This window comes from Flavobacterium bizetiae, assembly GCF_024271895.1.
Taxonomy (GTDB): Bacteria; Bacteroidota; Bacteroidia; order Flavobacteriales; family Flavobacteriaceae; genus Flavobacterium; species Flavobacterium bizetiae.
Genome location: NZ_CP091861.1, coordinates 663,836 through 685,102, shown reverse-complemented (window position 1 = coordinate 685,102; position 21,267 = coordinate 663,836). Strand labels below are relative to the sequence as shown.

Sequence of the window (21,267 nt, the reverse complement as noted above, 5' to 3'; positions counted from 1 at the left end):
AAATTCCAAATTCCAATTATTGTTAAAGTTTTCGTTTTAAATTCCAATATAAAAATCAAATTCCAAAACGGTTTAAGAAATATTCGCCACGAATTCAAGAACTTTTATTGTAAAATGATTCTCAAAAAATAATTCGTGACGATTAAAATCAAAATCAAAGTCTTAAATTTATTTCCTAAATTGGAATTTGGAATTTAAAATTTGGAATTTATTTTAAAACAAAGATGGAACTAAGCTATTGGGAATTAAAAAACTGGTTTACAAATGTTGATTATACCATTGTAGGCAGCGGTATTGTAGGTTTGCATGCGGCATTACGCTTACGCGAAAGATTTCCTGGCGCGAAAATTCTGGTGTTAGAAAAAGGAATGCTGCCACAAGGCGCCAGTACCAAGAATGCGGGGTTTGCGTGTTTCGGAAGCCTTTCTGAAATTCTGGAAGATCTCAAAACACATTCAGAAGAAGACGTAATAAATCTCATCGAAAAACGTTGGAAAGGTTTGCAATTGCTTAGAAAAAGTTTGGGAGATTCTGCAATAGATTTTAAGCCTTACGGCGGATATGAATTATTTCTGAAAGAAGATGAAAGCGGATTTAATGAATGTATTTCGAAATTGCCGTTTATCAATGAAATTTTAAAGCCACTTTTTAAAGCCGACGTTTTTTCGAAAGAAGTGGATAGATTTGGGTTTGAGAATATTGAGGAATATTTAATTTTCAATCCGTTTGAAGCACAAATCGATACCGGAAATATGATGCAGGAATTGCTAAAAAAAGCCATTTCTGAAAATATTTTAATCCTGAACCAACAAACCGTAACATCCTACGCCGAATTAGGCAATCAGGTCGAAATTGTATTGAATAATTTTAGTTTTAAATCTCAAAAAATACTTTTTGCAACGAATGGTTTTGCGAACTCGATAACAAAAGGCGCTGTGCAACCGGCGAGAGCCCAGGTTTTAATTACAGAACCTATTCAGAATTTAGATATAAAAGGTACTTTTCATCTCGATCGCGGTTATTATTATTTCAGAAATGTTGGCGACAGGATTTTACTTGGCGGAGGCCGAAACCTTGATTTTGAAACTGAAAACACAATAGAATTTGGCCAGACGAAAATTGTGCAAAATAAATTGGAGGATTTACTTAAAAATGTAATTTTACCAAATCAGGATTTCCAGATTGCTCATCGATGGAGTGGCATTATGGGAATAGGAAATAGTAAAAATCCTGTTGTGACTCAATTGTCTGAAAACGTGTTTTGTGGAGTGCGTTTAGGCGGAATGGGTGTCGCAATTGGGAGTTTAATAGGAACAGAATTAGCAGATTTAATATAATGGGAGTAACCAAAAAACCGATACCAAAAACAACAACCGCTAGCAAATCAACCGGTACCAAACCAAAACCTAAAACAACACCAAAAAAAGGCAATCGCTCTTTTGGTGAAAAAGTAAAATGGTTTTTTATTAAATTATGTTTATGGTTTTTCGGGATCTCGATCGCGTCTGTGGTATTCTTTAAATATATTCCGGTGCCTTTTACGCCTTTGATGCTTATTCGTGCCATCGAAAATAAATTAGATGGTAAAGAAGTTTTCTTTGATCACGATTGGGAACCAATTGAGAAAATCTCGATGAATTTACAAAAAGCAGTAATTGCCAGTGAAGACGGAACTTTCTTAAAACACAATGGTTTCGATTTTAAAGCACTTCAAAAAGCGTATAAGAGTAACGAACGTGGCCGCCGAATTCGTGGTGGAAGTACAATCTCGCAACAAACTGCCAAAAATGTCTTTTTATGGCAAGGAAAAAGTTATTTCCGTAAAGGTCTCGAAGCTTATTTTACCGTTTTAATCGAAGTAATCTGGGGCAAAGAACGTATCATGGAAGTATATCTTAACAGTATAGAAATGGGCGACGGTGTTTACGGAGCTTATGCCGCAACCGAACATTGGTACCGTCGTGATGCCTCAAGTTTAACACCAATGCAAGCCGCAGGAATTGCAGCAATATTACCAAACCCAAGAAAGTTTAAAGCGACAGGTTCTTCTAGTTATATTAACAGAAGAAAAGAGAGAATTGTACGCGAAATGCGTGCAGTGGGGAAAATAAACTATCATGCGAAATAAAAAGATATTTATTGCGCTTTTTATATTGGCGTCGACTTTGACTTTTGGACAGGCAAAAACAGCAGAAATTGGTTTTATAACCGATAATGATTTGTACACATCGTCTAAAAATGATATGTATTATACCAATGGTTTAGAGCTTTTTTACCGTTTTCTATCTAAGAATAACAACGAGAAAATCAATAAAAAAATAACCGAATTCAGAATCGGGCAATACATTTATAATCCGAGGTTTATAAATGCAGAAGCGGTTACCATAAATGATCGTCCATTTACAGGATATCTTTTTGCCGAAGCGGGAAGAAGCTTTTTTTATCAAAGTGAATCTGTTTTAAAAACCGATTTTCAGTTGGGCTTCATGGGACCAAATGCTTTAGGAAAAGAAACTCAGGAAAGTTTTCATCACATTATTGGGTATAAAGAAGTTTTTGGCTGGGAAAACCAATTGCATAATGCTTTTGCCGTTCAGGCGCATGTGATGTATTCGAAAAAAATGTTTCCGTCAAAATATAATGATTTTATAGATCTTCATTTTCAGTCAGAAGCTAATTTAGGTACTATTTTTACAGGAGTTTCTACAGGGTTTCTAACCAGGATAGGTTTCAAAAAATTACTTCCAATTTACGATTCGAATTTGCATGATGCCTCGGTAAGTTTTCAGCCGCAATACAATATCAGAGAATTTTACTTTTATGCAATGCCAAGCGTAAACTATCAATTTTATGATGCAACGATTCAGGGAAGTATGTTTAGCAATACAAGTCCATTAACTTTCGATCTTGAACCGCTTCGTTTTAATGCTGAGTTTGGTTTAAAGTACAGACACAACAATTTTAATATGTCGTATTCATTTATCTATCGAGGCAGAGAATTAAGGGATCCGGAAACCAATACGAATTCGGGTTATTTTTACGGTTCGATACGATTTGGGTATTTGTTGAAGTAGTTTTTTTAAGTCGCTAAGGTTCTAAGTTGCTAAGAAACTAAGATTTTGGTTAGCAAAAATAGAATTAAACTTTAATATAATATAGTTGGCTTGAAATTTGATTTTTTGACCATACTGGTTTTTAGATATTCATTAATCAATAATACCCAATATGATAAAAAAGTTAAATCGATTAGCGCATCCTGTTTTTCTTGTTTCGTTATTTATTCTTTTTTTAAATGACCTGATACTAAAAGCCGTCTTTCATAATTACCTCACCGGAAAATTATCTGATTTTGCAGGACTTCTTGCTTTTCCGTTTTTTTGGAGTGTCCTTTTTCCAAAAAGAACCAAAGAAATTCATATTGCTGTTGCTTTATTTTTTGTTTTTTGGAAAAGTCCTTTTTCAGAAGATTTTGTCGACTTTTTTGGTTTATATCGTGTTGTAGATTTTTCAGATAATATCGCTTTGGTAAGTATTCTGGTTTCATTTTGGTTATTAAAGCAAGAATCTGTTATATATAAAGTTCATCCCGTTTTTCTAAAATTTATTTTTCTTCTTTCTTGTTTCTCTTTTGTTGCAACTTCTAAGCCACAGGAGCCGGAAACCTTTGAGGATGGTTTTTTGCATTTGAATCTCAAAAATGAAAGCGATAAAAAAATAGTGCTTTTGATAGATTTTAAATTTTCTGAAGAAGAAATTACATTTTATAAAAATCAGGAAATTAAAATGGCTCTAGCCCAACATAAAAACTTTATTAATGAACACGGAGAGGAATATAAATTAGTTGATGATCCATCAGATTCGGTACGTATTGTAAAGGAAATAAATGATGAATGGCTGTTGCGACAAAAAAATAATATTGTAGATCCGATTGTATTAGATAAAGGAGCTGACCAATATTTAGTCCTGCCTTTGCATAATAAAGACACCTTAGTAGGTTTTCCTAAAGATTTTAAAATTTCAGTTTTAGATAGTAATTGGAAACTTCTAAAAAGCTATAACAAAAAGACCTTTTTTGATAAAAATGAAAATAAGAAATTGACTGAATTCTCCAGAAGAGAAACTTTTAATTTTACTTTTGGAAAGAAAAAAGAACCATTCAATATTGCTGATTCTTACGGTAAATGGGAATCCCGCGGAAAAGGCGATTTTAAGAAAATAGAAATCAATGCGGATTATTTTGTAGACGATAGCAACGGTAAAGTTTACGACTGCAATTACAAAAACGATTCTCTTTGGGTGCATTATTCCCGTACTAAATGGTATTTGGGAATCATCAAAAAAGCAGCAAAAGATAGCCTTGTAATTTCCTGGGACAGCAAACCTGATTTAATTTATTTTAAGTCTAAAAGGTCTACGGTTTTGGGGCGTTAAGTATTTATGTTTGGTTAAAAAAGATTCTGTTTCTATACAAATTAGAAAATTAAAGCATTTGAGAATTTCTCTGAAAGAGCTTTAGCAATAGCATAGTGCGGAGCGCTATGAATAAATGACGAATTATTAGTAAAGCCCTGTAAGGGCGAAAGCTTAGTCCCAAAAGGGATGTTTACCATATTTTATACGATGTTCTTCTAGAAAACACCTTTTTCATTGAATCTTTGTTCTCAATTTTCTTTTGCCCTTTCAGGGCAATTTCCTCTTTTGATTTAATTCGTAGTGCGTTGCACTACGCTATTGCTTTTAGGCTTTCAGCCCATTTTTAAAAGTTTTGATCACTTATGATCGCAAATTCGTGCTATTGGATTTCTTTTCGAATAAAAATTAAAAAATTAAAGTGTTCGAAAACTGCTCTGAAAGAGCTTTGGCAATAGCATAGTGCGGAGCACTATGAATAAATGACGAATTATTAGTAAAGCCTTGTAAGGGGGAAAGCTTAATCCCAAAAGGGATGTTTACCATATTTTATACGATGTTCTTCTAGAAAATACCTTTTTCATTGAATCTTTGTTCTCAATTTTCTTTTGCCCCTTCAGGGCAATTTCCTCTTTTGATTTAATTCGTAGTGCGTTGCACTACGCTATTGCTTTTAGGCTTTCAGCCCATTTTTAAAAGTTTTGATCACTTATAATCACAAATTCGTGCTATTGGATTTCTTTTCGAATAAAAATTAAAAAATTAAAGCGTTCGAGAATTGCTCTGAAAGAGCTTTAGCAATAGCATAGTGCGGAGCACTATGAAATAAATGACGAATTATTAGTAAAGCCCTGTAAGGGCGAAAGCCTAATCCCAAAGAAAACGTTCATCATATGTTACATGATATTTGGTTAAAAAAGCCAGTAGTTCTTCTTTGAATGTCTGTTTTTTATGATGTTCTTCTTGGTTTTTAATGTATTGCGTTACTATTTCTAGTTGTGATGGGTTGACAGAAAAAATACCATAGCCATCTTGCCAATAAAATTTTATGTAATTTTCATCTATCGTTTTTATCCATTTTGAAGATTGCTTTTTTATTTCTTCTACTAATTTCATTTGAGTAATCTTTTTAGACAACAAGCATAAAATATGTACGTGGTCTTTATGTCCCCCAATCTGAATTGGGTTGCATTCTAACCCTTTGCAAATTCCGCCAAGGTATTGCCATAATCTCTCTTGTATTTTATCGTCAATAAATGGATAACGCCCTTTGGTGCTAAATGTTAAATGAACATATACTTTTGATAGTGATTGTGACATGTTATTTTTTGCTTTGGCCCTTTCAGGGCAATATTTGCGATTATTTTTAGTTCATAGTGCGTTGCACTACGCTGTTGCTTTTGGGCTTTCAGCCCATTTTTAATTTTTGTTTCGAACTTATGATTGATAACTTTTTTTAAAAAATTGATTCTAATATCATCTTGGATTTAAATAGTTAAAGATATTCGATACTAGTAAAAATAAATTAATTCCGTTTTTTACTCTTGCTCTAAAAGTCATTTTTCTGTCGAAATAAGTCATGTTTTTAAGCTACTATTCTAAATAAAAAAAAGCCACTCTGTTTAGAATGACTTTTTTTGTTTTATTTCAAAAATTAATTTAAAACTATTTCTCTTTTAGTATTTTTTCTAAATACTCAACTTTATCTTTTTCGGCTTGAACCAAACGTTCGTAAAGCTCAACTACTTTATCAAGCGGGTTGAAATTACAAATTGCTCCGCTAGCAAAATTTCCAAAGTTTCCGGGGCTGTCGTTGAAAGTATTAAAATAATTAATGACATTTTCCTCTGAAAAATTTTTTATTGCTTCTGCAGTTACACCAAGTGCTTTTGCTATTTCGACAAGCTTTGCTTCATCGATTGTTTCACTATTTTCTATAGCCGAAACCGCTTGCTGATTTGTTCCTAAAGCTTGTACCAAAGCTTCCTGTTTCATATCTCGAAGTTCACGAATACGGCTTATTTTACGCCCTATATGATTTGGTTTTGTTACTGTGCTCATAATTCAAAGGTATTTAAAAATCATTTACAAAATCGTTTTTCAGTAAAAAACAGGGTTATTTGTGTATGATACAATTTAGTAGTTTTTGATTCTATAGTTTTTAAACTCTCGTAAACAAAAATACAATTTTTCATACAAATAGAAGTCAATTAAATAAGCTCTTATAAAAACTAAAACTTCTAATCTAGCCCCGATGGAAGCGGTATCCTTTTTATCCGCTTTTTTTGTGGATAAAAAGATATAGCTGAGAGCGGGACAAATGGTCTTTTTGAAAACATTACTTCTGCTCCTGATTATTTAGATTATTGATTTAATGTCGGTTATCGCATTGTAGAAAAATCTCCTCATTAGATTTATCAATAATTGAAATGCCAGGGCAACCGAAAGACATATACTCGAAACCAAAAATTACCTGAGGTTTATTTTTAAAAAGTTTCCCCGTCCATTGGTTGATAGCATCGTCGCCTTCTTCATAATTTAATGGAGCAGGAGAGGTGCCTTCGCTTTGGGTGTAAAGCTTTTCGATTATGATGTCTTTCGTTTTAGAATCGATAACCAAAAGGCGTCTGCCATAAATTGTTTTATTGCTGTCGAGGTAGTCTTGTAAAAAATACTGATAGCTTTCGGTCTTGTAGGAGTAGGTATTGCCGGCAACTCTGCCTTTTAGCAATGTACGATCCTGATTTTTTATTGCTTTTGAAGGATAATCTTTTTGAGCAATTTTTTTCCAGGCAATAGCTTTTAGAGGTTCTTTCGAAAACGGATTTTCTTTCCCCACATATACTAAGGCATCTCTATAATATTCGCTGAATCCGTTTAAATGTTTCTTGCTGATTTCAAACCCAATCATAAAATCGTATTGTTGGTACGGCCAATCTTCGGCAGAAGAATAACCATCTAACATTGCGGCGGTTTTTAGATTTTTTACGGCAAAAGAAACATGTTTGTTTTTGGCATAATCGATAATAAAAACAGAATCAGTTTCGGATATATTGGTTTTGGTTAAAAATCTTTTTCTGTGAATTTTATCAAAGGTGAAGTATACAGCATTGTATTTTCCGATCTTTTCGATGTTGGGTAAAGCAAGCGTGTCTTTTTCGTCGTTTACAGGATAAATATCCGAAAGGGAAACAAAAGCAACATCGCTGCTGTCTTTTGGGATAATGGTAAATAAATTAATGCTTTCTTTTCTTGTGCCTTCTTCGGGTTGAACGGAATCGTTTTGGGCAGTAGCTGTTTTGGTTAAATTGGGTTTATTGGTTTCGGTTTCTTTTTTATTGTTGCAGGATAATAGAAAAAGAAAGGAAATGCTAAGGAGTGTAGGTACTTTAAAATTCATAAATAAAATTTTGGTTTAAAAAATTATGGAGATTCTTAGATCGTTTTATTTTGAAATTACAATGAGAAATAATATGATTGATACGAGTAATAAAACGAATCCTGTGATAAGCAATATATTGTCGTGTATGGTGCCGATGCTTTTTTTGGCGAGGTAAAAACGATTAGTCAGCATTCCGATTTCGTAGCAAATCAAGAATACGATTATGGTTAATAAACCGTACATTTTTGCTAATCCTCCGCCTCCGCTAAATGCGCCTTCGTGGGCAAACCAACTTATAATAAGGGCTAAAGGAACAATTAATAAAGTCGATTTTATAAGTAGCGGACTTCCTTTCCAGAACAATAATGCGATTAATGCTATTATAGGTAGTAGTAACCAGCGAAGTAATAGTGTCATATTGTTTGGTTTGTTTAGTTTGTTTTTATTTTTAAGACTTCCCCGGTATTTTTATTGAAGGTAATGGTTTTATTTGGACCTCCGTAAAACAATGTCAGAGTTAGCGTACTGTCGGTTTCGTGATTGAAAATGATGTCTTTTGCTGTTCTGATTTTTATATTTAGATCATCATTCATAAGTTGATAATCGGTGCTTTTTAATATTCTTTTTTCCAGAAGGCCATGTTTTTCTATTACTTCAAGCCATGGTGGCGCCATTGCGCTATAGCTTACAATTTGTGCCCTGTATTTTTCATTTAAATTTTTGTCTATCATTAATCCTAATGATGTAGTCGAAAGTATCCATGCATAAAAAGGCATCATCAGAGGTAAGATGCTAAGTATGATGGCTAATATAATTCCTGCCAAAAGTAGTTTTGCCGTGATTTTTTTCCAAAATACCACAATTACCACAAAACTGGTCAAAAACAACAACCAATATAAAACAACATCGCTGTAATAGCCTCGTAAACTAATAAGTCTATTAAAATAGAGCAGACAATCCAACGCAAAGAGAGAGCTAAGAATGAGATAAACTCTTAAAATGATCCTCGATTTTTTGTTTTGGTTCATAGCTTTTTTGAGATATAATTTAAAGAAAAGATTGCAGCAACTGCTAAAACCAAAATAGGTAAAATTGAAACAGAAAAAGTGTAATAAAGTTCTTCTTTGAAAGTATAAGTGCTCCAGGACGATTCGCGATCGACAAAAATGGTATAATTCCAGAAAAACCAAACTGAGATTAATACTGTTGACTGAATTGTAATTTTTAAATATTGGTTTTTAATGAAGCCAAGGAAAAGAAATACAATCGTTAAAAAGATAGTGGTAAACAGCGACATTAGATAGGCATCATCAAAAAAAGAAGCGTCAGGATTGCCACTTGAGATTTTTCCGGAAAAATGACCAACAGCCCAGTAAATTTCTAAAAAGGTACTTATAAAAAATAGCAGACCAATTGATAATGGTTTTTTTAGATTTTTAAGCATTGTGTTTTTTTGGAGCATGTTTGGTGTTTTATTGCTTGGAAATTCGAAAAGGCTTAAAACAAACGGCCTTTATAAAATTTAAATATAAAAAAGATTTCTGACAAAAAACAAAACTTCTAATCTAGCCCCGATGGAAACGGCATCCTTTTTATTCGCTTTTTTTTGCGAATAAAAAGATATAGTGTACAGCGGGACAATTGGTGTTTTGAAAACAAAACTTTTGCTCCTGATTTTTATAACGCTAAGGCTTAACCTTTTGGTAATATTCTGTACGTTTAAAATAGTAACTTTATTAAAAAATTAGCGTTATGGAAATCAATTGGATAATAATAGCAATTGTAGTTGCAGTTGTAATTGTTTTAATCGTGTTTACCACAAAAAAGAATCAGAAAGAGAAAAAGAAGCTGACAGATTTATTAAATAATGATTTTAAGAAAGCTGAAGAGGAAGATTCTGATTTTGATAATAACGCGGGCGAACGATAAAAGGGTTATTTTATTGATTTGAAAAGCTCTTCGATCGTTGAGTTTTTTTGATTCAATACAATCAGCTGACTTTTGTCGTCTAACAGAATTTTGTGTGCAAATTCCTGATTGGCGTTGACTTTCCAGTTTTTTAGCTCTGCAAATTCGCTTTTTAAGAGTTTTATTTTTTCGGAATTGTTTTTTGAAATGATTATCACTTTTGTTAGTGATGTTTTTTTCATTTTTTCGATACTGCTTTTTGTAATTTCATATTCTTCTTCGGTTCTTGAGCGATAACGATACAATTTTCTGATGGCATTTATATCTTCTGGATTTTCGGTAAGAACATAACGATAACTCATGATATTATTAAGTTCATTGATCCATTCAGGAAAGTTTGTTTCGTAAAGACTGATATAGTTGTCAATGAAATTTTTGTCCATAGGTTTCTTTTGGTCGATATATTCTATAACCAATGGATAAATTTGCTTTGCCATGAGATTGATATATTTTTTATTGTACCAATCTCCTGAATCTATTTGACCATCTAATTTTCCGTATACATAACCGTTTCCTAATGCTGTTGCCAGGGCTTCATTCATAAGTTGATAGGCATAATTACTGCATTTTGATTTGTTTTCTTTAAAATAGCGATCAATATCTGTTTTTACGGCAAGTGATTGTTCGTCGTAAATAATGTGATAGGTTTCGTGTAGCATCACACTAAACAAATCTTTATGCGATTTTAGGTCGGTTTGTATAGCGCTTATAAAATTGTTGCAAAATGCTTGCGCTGTAAATCCTTGCGAATTGGGCAGCGGATAAAAAGCTATTTCGAAAGGAATTGAATTGTCCCAGCCCGAGTTATAGAACAATAACCCTATTTGAAAATAGTTTTCGATAGTATGTTCATTCGAATATTTTGTGATTTCCTCAAGTTGTTTTTCGAATTTTTCTTTATTGGGGTTGTAAATTAGTTCGTTGTAAATTGGGGTGAATGCTACAATACTTTCGGCAAAGTCACTCAGGGTTTTACTAGGAATAAAACCTATAGAGCGAAGCTTGAATTCTGTTAGATTATTGGTTTCGATGAGGTTTTTTTTCACGAGATCTTCTGTCTGCATCGTCTTTTTTGACCCAAACGGATATTCATCAAAAGGATAACTATAGTAAATGTTTAATTTGTCGAAATTAGAAATGATTGTTCTGAATTTCTCTGTATTGTATTTTGATTTTTGGAATTCGGTCTTGAAAACATTTTCAGGATAATTTTCGGAAAGATTTTGTAGAAAAACAAAAACAGCCAACTGTTCAGAATATTTAATTTTAAAAGTTGCTTTTTGAGCAAATGCTAAAGTCGTTAAAAATAAAAGTGAGAGTAAAAATTTATTTTTCATTCGGTTTGTTGGTTTATGTTAGTGGTTGTGTGTTTTATGCTGTTTATAGTTAAATATAGACGAATTTTTTATAGGATTGTTACAGAGTTAAATTAAGATAATTTAATGAAACGTAAGAAGTTAAGTTTTGTCTTTTGTAAAAAAGACCTAATTGAAACAAGTTTTGTAGTGAAAAGGTTGTAATAGAAATAAAAAAAGAAATTATTCTAGTTTTCTAAAACATCTTTTTTTGCGATATACCAATTTTTCAGGACAATTATGAAATTTGAAATAACAACAATAAAAATAATCTGAATTAATTTTATAGTTATAAATTCTGAAAGACCATCCATGATATCCGGAATTTGGTTGTTGTATTTTATTTCACCAGAATTGGATATAATGAAAAGCGTAGCCCATAAGCTAAAAAAGAAAAGTATAAGATAAAGCAGTAATGAGAAGTTCTTGTTTAGGTAATAAAAAATTCCTGAAAGAATAAAGATGGGAATAAATGAGTAACATAAATACATTATCAATACTCCGCTCAGTAAGGAGTTTAACTGAAAACTATGATTTTTTTGATATGTAAAAAAAAGACCAATAACTATTATCAATATTATTGAGAGAAAAGTAGATTCAATTATCTGTACAAAGATTTTACCTTCGTTTTTATCTTCTTCCATTTGATAATTCGTTTGTATTAAGACTTTTTCTTTTTTGAATATAAAAAAAACCGTATTACAATTAAGCAATACGGTTTTTTTGTGGAGAATATCGGATTCGAACCGATCACCTCTTGCCTGCCAGGCAAGCGCTCTAGCCAAATGAGCTAATCCCCCAAAGCGATAGCAAATAAAGTCAATTAATTTTCAAAAAACAAATTTCAAATCGGGTTCAGGTAAAAATAGTTGTCAAAATTGTAACTTTACGATCAAATCTATTTTTATGAGTTTAGAAAATCAAAACGGTTCTTTACAAACTATTTTCAATAATGCAGTTGCAACAGTACAATTTGGCCATCCGGCGAGTAATTCTTTTCCAAGACAATTGCTGGATCGCCTAACTGCCGAAATTAATTCTTTAAGTCTTAATGAAACGGTTTCGGTTATTATTTTGCAAAGCGAAGGAACAAAAGTTTTTTGCTCTGGAGCTTCGTTTGATGAGCTTTTACAAGTAGAAAATGAAGTTCAGGGAACAGCATTTTTTTCAGGATTTGCTCATTTGCTAAATGCCATGCGCAATTGTTCTAAACTTATTGTTGGGCGTGTTCAAGGAAAAGCTGTTGGCGGAGGTGTTGGTATCATATCGGCTTGTGATTATGCTTTGGCAACGCCCGAAAGTGCAATAAAATTATCTGAATTGGCAATTGGTATTGGTCCGTTTGTGATCGAACCGGCTGTTTCCCGCAAAATAGGAAAAGCAGCAATGGCCGAAATGACTTTGGCAGCGCACGAGTGGAAGTCAGCAGAATGGGCATTAAATAATAAATTGTTTTCTGAAATTCATACTGCAGAAAATCTTGATAATGCAGTCGCTAGTTTTGCTCAAAAATTAAGTTCTTATAATCCCGAAGCTTTAAAGGAAATGAAGAAAATTATTTGGGAAGGAACTGAACATTGGGAATCTTTACTGATCGAACGTGCAGCAATTACAGGAAAATTAGTTTTATCTGATTTTTCAAGAAAGGCTTTGACGCAGTTTAAGAAGTAACGGTTTTTTTTAGTTTTAGTCTCGGTCTCAGTCTCAGTCTCAGTCTCGGTCTCGGTCTCGGTCTTAGTTTTCAGTGCGATAACTTTGTCAAAGTTTTAAACTTTGACAAAGTTTCGATTTTGTAAAGGCTATTTCTTAAAGTAAATAAAAAAGAAAATTTCAAATAGGAAAGTCCCAAATTCCAATACTACTAAGTTGCAATTGGAATTTGGAATTTTAAAAATATTGGAATTTTTGATAATAAAATTATTAATATGAATATCATTTCATTATTCCAGCATGTAGATGTTGCAGAGAAAATTAAGAACGCTCCTGATGGAAGTTATCAGATAGGAGTGGTCATTGGATCGTTTATTCCTTTTGTAGTTTTAATAGGAATTGCATATTGGATGTATAACAGAGCTAAAAAAAGAGATGAAAACGGTTATTAATTTGTAAATTTGCAACCTAAAATTCAAATCGATGAGTAATATCAGAATTACAAAACAATTTAGTTTCGAAACCGGGCATGCTTTATACGGTTACGACGGAAAATGCAAAAACGTTCACGGGCACAGTTATAAATTATCGGTAACGGTTATTGGTTCGCCAATCACAGATCGGTCGAATGTGAAATTCGGAATGGTAATTGATTTTTCGGACTTAAAGAAAATTGTAAAAGAAGAAATCGTCGATCAGTTTGATCATGCAACGGTTTTTAACGAAACTACGCCTCATATCGAATTGGCAAATGAATTAAAAAATCGTGGCCATCACGTAATTTTAGTAAAGTATCAGCCAACAAGCGAAAACATGGTGGTTGATTTTGCAGAAAGAATCATAGCGCGTTTACCAAAAGATATTTCTCTTTTCTCTCTTAAACTTCAGGAAACAGAATCTTCATTTGCAGAATGGTACGCGAGTGATAATTTGTAAATAGAAAAAAGTAAATTGTGAAAGGTAAAACGTTTCACATCTCACAAACCACATCTCACAATACATGAAAAAAGTATATTTTGCTTCTGATCAGCATTTTGGTGCTCCAACGCCTGAGTTGAGTTTGCCGCGCGAACAAAAATTTGTGGCCTGGCTCGACGAAGTAAAGCACGATGCAGAAGCTATCTTTTTATTGGGAGATTTATTCGATTTTTGGTTCGAGTATAAAACGGTTGTTCCAAAGGGTTTTGTACGTGTTTTAGGCAAATTAGCCGAAATTCGTGATAGTGGAATTCCAATTTATTTTTTCGTGGGAAATCACGATTTATGGATGAATGATTACTTCGAGACCGAATTGAATATTCCGGTTTATCATGATAACAAAGAATTTACTTTTAACGGAAAAACATTCCTTATTGGTCACGGAGACGGAAAAGGTCCTGGTGATAAAGGATATAAGCGAATGAAAAAGGTATTTACAAATCCTTTTTCAAAATGGCTTTTCCGCTGGTTACATCCGGATGTTGGCGTGAGTTTAGCACAATATTTATCGGTTAAAAACAAATTAATCTCAGGCGACGAAGATGTGAAATTTTTAGGTGAGGAGAACGAATGGCTGGTTTTATACGCCAAACGTAAACTCGAAACTCAGCATTATAATTATTTTATTTTCGGACATCGTCATTTACCTATGATCATAGAAGTAGGGCAGGACGCTAAATATGTAAATCTAGGCGACTGGATTGGTTATTTTACTTATGGCGTTTTTGATGGAGAAACTTTTGAACTTAAAAAATTCGAGAAATAATTATTGTTTATTTAGCAGGATAAATTCCGATTTTGTGTGTTCTTAAAATATAATTCGACATTTCTTTACTATTAGAAATCTGAAATTTAATTGCATTCGACATTTTCTTCGGCATATGGCATTCTACACAATTATTTGCCAATAAACTTCCTGACATTGTTTTTAATGTTGTTGCATTGTGCTTTAAACCCTGATGACAACTCATACAAATTTTAGAATACGAAGCTAAGTTTTTAGAAGCATTTTCATGCGGATTATGGCAGGTAATACAATCCATTTTTTCGCTTTTAATGAAACATTTACTTTGCGACATTAAGTGAAATTGATTTCCGTGTACGTCAAATGTGGTGTCGTTAGGGTTTCTGGTACTTCTGTAAAATTCAGATAAATTATCTCCCGGCTTAAAATCAAAGCGGGATTTCATCTTCATTCCGTCATTTCCGGAATGGCAAAGCGCACAGGCATCTAACTTTTGTTGCCTGTTTAATGTTTTATAGCTTACCATGCTATTGGCTACTTTTACGTTTGGATTTTTTAAATGAAATTCGGCATGTTTCTTCGCGGGACCGTGGCAACGCTCACAATCAATTCCGTAAACGATCGTTTTTTTGTCGATTACATCTTCAACTTCTGCAGATAGAAAATTGACTTCATCAGGATTCTGATTTACGTTTCTACTGCTTATATTCGAACTGTGACAAGCATAGCAGTCTCTAACCACTTTTCGGTCAAAATAAGGCTTGTCAGCAGGGAATCCCGGACTTGTTGCCCAGCTATTTATAGCATTGTAATATGAAAGTGGCAATTCGTAAGTATTGTTGTCTCGCCAGTAAACAGATGTTTGCGCATGTTTGGTACCAAAAACGATTTCAAAACGATGCGCCTGAACTTCTTTCCCGTTTTTATATAAAACCTGATACAGGCTGTCATTGCGTTTTTCCATGACAATTTTAGTATCCTTGTCATAAATAAAAGTATGATTTTTTTCGTCGAAATCGCCCAGGACATTTCCTGAAATTGCCGGAGCAGTTGCTTTAAAATGAGCACTTTTTAAAGCCATGTCGTATTGTGTCTGATGACATTGAATACAGCTTTCAGAACCTGCGTAGTCAGGGCCTCGCGGATCAATATATTCATCGGATTTATTGTTGCAGCTTGAAAAGAAAACTGCCAAAACCAAAAAAGTAAAAAGTATTCTGTTTTTTTTCATTGCTGTAAATATACTTTTTTTTGAAGAAAATCAAAATATATTTCAATAATGAAAAAATGATGTTAAAATATTTAGAATGTGTCTTAGTTTAAGCCAACTCCGTAAACATATTCGTCTAGTTCAATTCTGAACAAAGAACCTTCAACTAAATCTTTAATCGATTTTAATTCTTTTACAGAAACAGCAAGATCTATTGAAGCACAAGGAGTTTTAAGTAAAAATTTGTGACAAGAGTTTTTTAATTCACAAGCTTCACAACAAGCATTTTCGATTAAACTGTCTTCGATTAAATCGCAAAAATAATTTAATTCCTGTATCGTAAAATAAAATCCGGTTTCTTTAAATACCAATTGTATTTTATCGGTTATGACTTCGTTTTCCTTTTTCCAGTAAAAGGCAATACCAAAGTTGTTGTGGTATAATTGTTCTATTTCTCTCATTGCAAATCCTTTTATTTCAACAAATATAAATATTATTTATATTTATTCTAAATAAAAAATTCATAAAAAAAATAATTTTTTTGTTAACCAATCAATAGACATAAGTAAATGCTTCTATTGACACATGGTGTTAAGATAGAAAGTCAAACTCTGGCCGCTTTTATACCAGCTGCTCATGTTTTTTTCTCTGTAAAAACTCGTTTCAGTAGCTGACATTGCAGTTGAAATGGCGAAAAATTTACTTTTCTCGTTAGTTTTTACGCTTTCAATCCATTGAATGGTTACCGCAATATCTCCCATTTCTTTATCCAGATAAATGTCAAATGGTTTTAAATCTAAAGTATATAATCCCAGAAATCCGTTTTTTACTTCAAAAATAATATCCTTGTCAAGGATGAGGTTGGTAGGTAAATCATTTTCTACTTTATAAAAATTTAATCTGAATTTAACTGATTTAAATTCGTTTGAAGTAATGTTGAAATTAAAATCATTGACTTTACAATCTTTTTTAATTTTAAATTTCATTCCTTTTTCGCGGCTCAACCGATCGTCGACATCTTTATCAAGAGCATAATAAAAGTTAGAATGCATTAAAGAAAGGCCTTTAGAACTTCTTCCAAATTGTTTGGGTTTTGGCTCCTTAAATTTTACAACAACTTCCTTCAAAGTGTTTTCTGAAGGTTTTAAAAGAATAGAGTTGTTTGTTGATTTTAATTGATTGACAACTATTTTTTTGCTCTCATAACCAATATGCGAAAACACAATTGTATCGTTAAGGCTGACTTTCTCGTTTAGCTTTAAACTGAAAATTCCTTTTGAGTTTGAAACCGTTCCTGTGTTTTTATTGAAGATTCCAATGTTGACATATTCTAAAGTTGAATTGTTTTCTGAATCTTTTATTTCGCCGGAAATGGTTTTTTCCTGAGCGAATACATTAAAAGTTATTAAAAATAGAAGTAGAAGTTTTGCAAATTTCATTTAGAAAATTTCTTATAAAGAAATGAAATTCCATTACAATCAAAACTTACTTTATCCAATTTTTAACATTTGAAAGAAACTCTTTTTGTTGATCTACAAACAAATAATGAGAGCAATTATCAAGCAAAGCAAAATGATTTTTACCCGCTAAATTTTTAATAGAATTGATTTGATCATCTGAAAAAACACCATCTTGTTTGCCGTAAATCGCATAAATAGGAATGCCTTCGGCTTTTATTTTTTTTAAGGATGATCTCGTGTCTATATTGTTTTTCTTTTCGTTTTGATAGAAAAGCAACGGAGCATTTTTATTTCGAATATTAGTTTTGAAAAATTCACTTGAATCATAAGCAGCGTATAGCTTTTTAGATTCTTCCGTTGGATTTGGTATTTTAAAGAAATTATTTGCTCCAGCTAGCTCGAAACATCCTTTTCGATATTCTGCTGAGTTTTTATTCAGAGTTTCTACAAAAGCGATTTTATCCAGCATTGCTAAATCATTCTTTTTGGCGCCTATTTTTTTAACCGAATCCAAAATATGATCGTAAGTTTCCTGTTGAGAAAATAAGGCTCCTGCCAAAATAAGATTACTCACATTCTGAGGATATTTTTCGGTATAAAGAGTCGCCACTAATCCGCCAAAACTGTGGGCAAGAAGAGTTGCTTTTTTTAGACGGTATGTTTTATAAATAGCATTTAGATCCTGAAAAGCTTCTGCATAAGTAAATGTTGCATTAGGATCTGTAGATCTGCCTTCGCCTCTTCTGTCATAAGTAATAACATAAAAACCTTTTTTCGAAAGTGCTTCGGCGGTATTGCTGCCTTCAAATAAAGTCGCATTTCCGCTTGGCCCGCCATGAATAAATATAATGGGTTTGTCGTTTTTGTTCCCGTACGTTTTGATGTAAAGATTTTGTCCGTTTGCGAAAAAGGATATTGTTAAAGCGAAAACGAATAATATTTTTTTCATTATTCCATGTTTTGGTGATCTTCCATATCTTTATTAAGATCTAATTTTCTAAATGTTGGCGATTTTAATGCTGTTACAATAACAGTTAAAAGTGTAACACTTCCTCCAAAAACAACAGAAGTTACAGTTCCCATTAATTTGGCCGTTGCACCACTTTCAAAAGCACCTAATTCATTCGACGATCCAACAAAAATTGAGTTTACAGCACCAACTCGTCCGCGCATATGATCAGGAGTTTTAAGCTGTAAAATCGTTTGGCGAATTACTACAGAAATTCCGTCGGCAAGTCCGCTCAAAAATAAAGCAAAAACAGAAAGCCAGAATGAAGTAGAAAGACCAAATAAGATGATTGATAATCCGAAAACAAATATGGCTATTAAAAGCTTCTTTCCTGCATTTTTATATAAAGGCACATAAGCAGAAACCAGCATGGTAATAAAAGCTCCTACTGCTGGAGCGGCTCTTAAAATACCAAAACCTTCAGCGCCAACTTTTAAAATATCCTGAGCAAAAACAGGCAATAACGCAACAGCGCCTCCAAAAAGTACTGCAATCATATCAAGCGATAATGCACCTAAAACAATTTGGTTTTTAAACACGAAATTTAAACCTTCGGCAAGACTATCTTTTATCGATTCTCCAATCTTTGGATTTGTAATAGGTTTTTTACTGATTTGAGATAAGGCCATTAAAGAAAGAATTGAGAATCCAAAAACAAGGCACATTGACCAATGAACTCCAATCCAGTTAATTGAAAAACCAGCCAGCGCCGGCCCCATAACGGCTCCAATTTGCCAAACCGAACTACTCCATGTTGCCGCATTTGGATATGCTTTTTTAGGAATAATCAAAGACAGAAGAGAGAAAATAGTTGGCCCAAGAAAAGCTCTGACTAATCCGCCTAAAAAAACTAATGTATAAATTGAATATAAAATAACAGTTGGAGATAAATCGCCAACAACTTTCGGCCAGGTCAATAAAAACAATCCAAAACTAATTACTGAAAAGCCCAAAATACATTTTACCAATAATCCTTTCTTTTCCTTTTGATCCACAATATGTCCGGCAAACAAAGCCATACCAACGGCGGGAATAACTTCCATAAGACCAATAATTCCTAACGAAAGAGGGTTTTTAGTTAAACTGTAAACTTCCCATTCGATCAAGATAAATTGCATAGCCCAGGCAAAAACCATAGCAAAACGTAATATTAGAAATACATTAAATTCTCTGTAACGCAATGCCTGATAAGGATCTCGCTTGTTTGTTTTAGTTGTCATTTGTTCTAATGTCTTTAAGCATAAGTTGGGTAGAAACGCTGCCGTTCCATTCATTTTCAGCCAATGAATATGCTAACTGAAAAGGTTGTTGATTTTTTACAATGTTTATTTTTTTTCCAAGACCAAAACCTATTGCGGCGATTCCGTCTGAGCTATTTTGTTTTATAAAAAGTCTCAAATGTTCATCTTCTCCGCCTAAAGTTTTAGCGTAACCTGTGTCTTTTGCATCTTTAGTCATAAAAACAGGCGTCATGTTCAAAGGTCCAAAAGGTTCGAATTGTTTTAAAATTCGAATTAGTTTTGGTGTAATGTCTGAGAAATTAATTTCGGCATCAACTTCTATTTCCGGCGTTCGCATTTCGGGTAAAATCGTTTCTTCGACTTGTTTTTCGAAAGCGTCTTTGAAGGTTTTATAGTTTTCAGCTTTCAAAGTCATTCCGGCTGCGTACATATGGCCTCCAAATTGCTCTAAATGTTGCGAGCAGGCATCAAGTGCATTGTAAACGTCAAATCCTTTTACAGATCTTGCCGAAGCCGCATATTTATCACCGCTTTTAGTAAAAACCAAAGTCGGACGATAATATGTTTCAATCAGTCTCGAGGCTACAATTCCAATTACGCCTTTGTGCCAGTCTTCCTGAAAAACAACGGTCGAAAATCGATCTTCTTCCTGATTTTGTATAATTTGCTGAAAAGCTTCTTTGGTAATTTGTTTGTCCAGATCCTTTCGGTCGGAGTTGTATTGTTCTATTTCAGATGCGAATTGTTGGGCTTGTTCAAAATTAAATTCAGTCAATAATTCAACCGCATGATTACCGTGTTTGATTCTTCCGGCAGCATTTATTCTTGGCGAAATAATAAAAACAACATCAGTAATATCAAGAGTTCTCTTTTTTACCTGATGTACCAAAGCTTTAATTCCCGGTCTTGGATCTGAATTAATAACTTGCAATCCGTAGTAAGCCAAAACCCTGTTTTCGCCTGTGATTGGCACGATATCGGCTGCAATTGCTGTGGCAACTAAATCCAGATACGGAACCAAATCTTCGATCGTTTCATTTCTGTTTGTTCCTAAAGCCTGAATCAATTTAAAACCAACTCCACAACCGCACAATTCATCATACGGATAAAAGCAATCTTCTCTTTTAGGATCAAGAATAGCAACTGCATCCGGAAGAAATTCTCCTGGACGGTGGTGATCGCAAATAATAAAATCAATGTTTTTTTCTTTCGCGTAAGCGATATGATCAATAGATTTTATTCCGCAGTCTAAAGCAATAATTAGCGAGAAACCATTATCATCGGCAAAGTCAATTCCTTTAAAAGAAATTCCGTAACCTTCAGCATAACGATCCGGAATATAAGTCGCAATATTAGGATAATGCGATTTTAAATACGCCGAAACCAAGGAAACAGCTGTTGTTCCGTCGACATCATAATCTCCAAAAACTAAAATGTTTTCCTGATTTTCGATTGCTAATTCTATTCGGGAAACTGCTTTGTCCATATCTTTCATCAAGAACGGATCATGAAGATGTTCTAACGAAGGACGAAAGAAATTTTTGGCATCTTCGAAAGTTTCAATGCCACGCTGAATCAAAAGCGTTGCTACAAAATCTTCTACATTTAGGGCTTGTGCCAAATGATTGACTTTATCTTGAGAAGGTTTTGGTTTTAATGTCCAACGCATTTTTCTTATTGTAGATTTTAGATTTTAGATTTCAAATTTTAGAAATCGTTTAATCAGAAAGGTGATTTTTTTAATGCCACGGATTAAATGATTTTTAAGGATTTTTTAATCTGTAGCAGAGATATTCGTTTTTAACTTTGTCAAAGTTTTTTGAGTTCAGATTTTAGAATGCAAATTTCAGAGATCTAAA

23 protein-coding genes and 1 tRNA gene are annotated in these 21,267 nt (G+C 33.2%); 9 read left to right on the top strand and 15 right to left on the bottom strand.

Features of this window, described 5'->3' with window-relative positions; all coding sequences use genetic code 11:
- Positions 1 to 224 precede the first annotated feature (224 nt).
- The 4 genes from L0669_RS03220 (at position 225) to L0669_RS03205 (ending at position 4,431) form a co-directional block, all read left to right on the top strand.
- Positions 225 to 1,337 (top strand): NAD(P)/FAD-dependent oxidoreductase, encoded by a 1,113-nt coding sequence (locus L0669_RS03220; protein ID WP_263761284.1) that lies wholly within the window; start codon positions 225 to 227, stop codon positions 1,335 to 1,337.
- Positions 1,337 to 2,128, top strand: a complete 792-nt coding sequence (mtgA, locus tag L0669_RS03215) for a monofunctional biosynthetic peptidoglycan transglycosylase (RefSeq protein ID WP_263761282.1) — start codon at positions 1,337 to 1,339, stop codon at positions 2,126 to 2,128. The genes L0669_RS03220 and mtgA overlap by 1 nt, the downstream gene beginning before the upstream one ends.
- The gene (locus tag L0669_RS03210; protein WP_263761280.1) at positions 2,118 to 3,074 is read left to right on the top strand and encodes a lipid A deacylase LpxR family protein; all 957 of its coding nucleotides are present in this window, start codon (positions 2,118 to 2,120) and stop codon (positions 3,072 to 3,074) included. Before mtgA ends, L0669_RS03210 begins: the two co-directional genes overlap by 11 nt.
- 151 nt (positions 3,075 to 3,225) lie before the next feature.
- Entirely contained in the window at positions 3,226 to 4,431 is a 1,206-nt protein-coding gene (locus L0669_RS03205; protein ID WP_263761278.1) for a hypothetical protein, read from the top strand.
- A gap of 846 nt (positions 4,432 to 5,277) precedes the next feature.
- Here L0669_RS03205 and tnpA read toward each other — a convergent pair.
- The 6 genes from tnpA to L0669_RS03175 all read right to left on the bottom strand — a co-directional run bounded on the left by tnpA (position 5,278) and on the right by L0669_RS03175 (position 9,254).
- Complete coding sequence (tnpA, locus tag L0669_RS03200) at positions 5,278 to 5,730, bottom strand: IS200/IS605 family transposase (RefSeq protein WP_263761276.1); 453 nt, start codon at positions 5,728 to 5,730, stop codon at positions 5,278 to 5,280.
- A 345-nt stretch (positions 5,731 to 6,075) separates the two neighbouring features.
- Positions 6,076 to 6,471: a helix-turn-helix domain-containing protein gene (locus L0669_RS03195; RefSeq protein WP_263761273.1), complete on the bottom strand. Its 396-nt coding sequence runs from the start codon at positions 6,469 to 6,471 to the stop codon at positions 6,076 to 6,078.
- 310 nt (positions 6,472 to 6,781) lie between these two features.
- Positions 6,782 to 7,810: an oxidoreductase gene (locus tag L0669_RS03190; RefSeq protein WP_263761271.1), complete on the bottom strand. Its 1,029-nt coding sequence runs from the start codon at positions 7,808 to 7,810 to the stop codon at positions 6,782 to 6,784.
- A 45-nt stretch (positions 7,811 to 7,855) separates the two neighbouring features.
- Positions 7,856 to 8,209, bottom strand: a complete 354-nt coding sequence (locus L0669_RS03185) for a hypothetical protein (RefSeq protein ID WP_263761269.1) — start codon at positions 8,207 to 8,209, stop codon at positions 7,856 to 7,858.
- A 14-nt stretch (positions 8,210 to 8,223) separates the two neighbouring features.
- Positions 8,224 to 8,820: a hypothetical protein gene (locus tag L0669_RS03180; RefSeq protein ID WP_263761267.1), complete on the bottom strand. Its 597-nt coding sequence runs from the start codon at positions 8,818 to 8,820 to the stop codon at positions 8,224 to 8,226.
- Positions 8,817 to 9,254 carry a hypothetical protein gene (locus L0669_RS03175; RefSeq protein WP_263761264.1) on the bottom strand — a complete coding sequence of 146 codons (438 nt, stop codon included), beginning with the start codon at positions 9,252 to 9,254 and terminating at the stop codon, positions 8,817 to 8,819. The genes L0669_RS03180 and L0669_RS03175 overlap by 4 nt, the downstream gene beginning before the upstream one ends.
- Before the next feature lie 290 nt (positions 9,255 to 9,544).
- On the opposite strand from L0669_RS03175, the gene L0669_RS03170 reads away from it, so the two are divergent.
- Entirely contained in the window at positions 9,545 to 9,721 is a 177-nt protein-coding gene (locus L0669_RS03170) for a hypothetical protein (protein ID WP_173970981.1), read from the top strand.
- Positions 9,722 to 9,726: 5 nt separating this feature from the next.
- On the opposite strand, the gene L0669_RS03165 is transcribed toward L0669_RS03170, so the two are convergent.
- The 3 genes from L0669_RS03165 to L0669_RS03155 all read right to left on the bottom strand — a co-directional run bounded on the left by L0669_RS03165 (position 9,727) and on the right by L0669_RS03155 (position 11,915).
- The gene (locus L0669_RS03165; RefSeq protein WP_263761262.1) at positions 9,727 to 11,097 is read right to left on the bottom strand and encodes a hypothetical protein; all 1,371 of its coding nucleotides are present in this window, start codon (positions 11,095 to 11,097) and stop codon (positions 9,727 to 9,729) included.
- Positions 11,098 to 11,303: 206 nt separating this feature from the next.
- Complete coding sequence (locus L0669_RS03160; RefSeq protein WP_263761260.1) at positions 11,304 to 11,759, bottom strand: hypothetical protein; 456 nt, start codon at positions 11,757 to 11,759, stop codon at positions 11,304 to 11,306.
- Positions 11,760 to 11,841: 82 nt separating this feature from the next.
- Positions 11,842 to 11,915, bottom strand: a tRNA-Ala gene (locus tag L0669_RS03155).
- Positions 11,916 to 12,021: 106 nt separating this feature from the next.
- Between L0669_RS03155 and L0669_RS03150 the strand changes: the two genes are divergently transcribed.
- The 4 genes from L0669_RS03150 to L0669_RS03135 all read left to right on the top strand — a co-directional run bounded on the left by L0669_RS03150 (position 12,022) and on the right by L0669_RS03135 (position 14,509).
- On the top strand, positions 12,022 to 12,786 hold the full coding sequence (locus tag L0669_RS03150; RefSeq protein WP_263761258.1) for an enoyl-CoA hydratase/isomerase family protein: 765 nt from the start codon (positions 12,022 to 12,024) through the stop codon (positions 12,784 to 12,786).
- A gap of 254 nt (positions 12,787 to 13,040) precedes the next feature.
- A complete protein-coding gene (locus L0669_RS03145) occupies positions 13,041 to 13,217 on the top strand; it encodes a hypothetical protein (protein ID WP_263761256.1) in 177 nt (58 codons plus the stop codon).
- Between the two features lie 31 nt (positions 13,218 to 13,248).
- The gene (locus L0669_RS03140) at positions 13,249 to 13,701 is read left to right on the top strand and encodes a 6-pyruvoyl trahydropterin synthase family protein (RefSeq protein WP_173970949.1); all 453 of its coding nucleotides are present in this window, start codon (positions 13,249 to 13,251) and stop codon (positions 13,699 to 13,701) included.
- A 64-nt stretch (positions 13,702 to 13,765) separates the two neighbouring features.
- Positions 13,766 to 14,509 carry a UDP-2,3-diacylglucosamine diphosphatase gene (locus tag L0669_RS03135; protein WP_173970948.1) on the top strand — a complete coding sequence of 248 codons (744 nt, stop codon included), beginning with the start codon at positions 13,766 to 13,768 and terminating at the stop codon, positions 14,507 to 14,509.
- Positions 14,510 to 14,516: 7 nt separating this feature from the next.
- On the opposite strand, the gene L0669_RS03130 is transcribed toward L0669_RS03135, so the two are convergent.
- The 6 genes from L0669_RS03130 to recJ form a co-directional block, all read right to left on the bottom strand.
- Positions 14,517 to 15,719, bottom strand: coding sequence for a cytochrome c3 family protein (locus L0669_RS03130; protein ID WP_263761255.1), 1,203 nt, complete (start codon positions 15,717 to 15,719; stop codon positions 14,517 to 14,519).
- 83 nt (positions 15,720 to 15,802) lie between these two features.
- Complete coding sequence (locus L0669_RS03125) at positions 15,803 to 16,159, bottom strand: hypothetical protein (protein ID WP_173970951.1); 357 nt, start codon at positions 16,157 to 16,159, stop codon at positions 15,803 to 15,805.
- A gap of 114 nt (positions 16,160 to 16,273) precedes the next feature.
- Positions 16,274 to 17,137: a carboxypeptidase-like regulatory domain-containing protein gene (locus L0669_RS03120; RefSeq protein ID WP_263761253.1), complete on the bottom strand. Its 864-nt coding sequence runs from the start codon at positions 17,135 to 17,137 to the stop codon at positions 16,274 to 16,276.
- A 46-nt stretch (positions 17,138 to 17,183) separates the two neighbouring features.
- Complete coding sequence (locus tag L0669_RS03115; RefSeq protein ID WP_263761251.1) at positions 17,184 to 18,107, bottom strand: alpha/beta fold hydrolase; 924 nt, start codon at positions 18,105 to 18,107, stop codon at positions 17,184 to 17,186.
- Complete coding sequence (locus tag L0669_RS03110; protein ID WP_263761249.1) at positions 18,107 to 19,387, bottom strand: MFS transporter; 1,281 nt, start codon at positions 19,385 to 19,387, stop codon at positions 18,107 to 18,109. Before L0669_RS03110 ends, L0669_RS03115 begins: the two co-directional genes overlap by 1 nt.
- Entirely contained in the window at positions 19,377 to 21,077 is a 1,701-nt protein-coding gene (gene recJ, locus L0669_RS03105) for a single-stranded-DNA-specific exonuclease RecJ (RefSeq protein WP_263761247.1), read from the bottom strand. The genes L0669_RS03110 and recJ overlap by 11 nt, the downstream gene beginning before the upstream one ends.
- Positions 21,078 to 21,267: the final 190 nt, after the last annotated feature.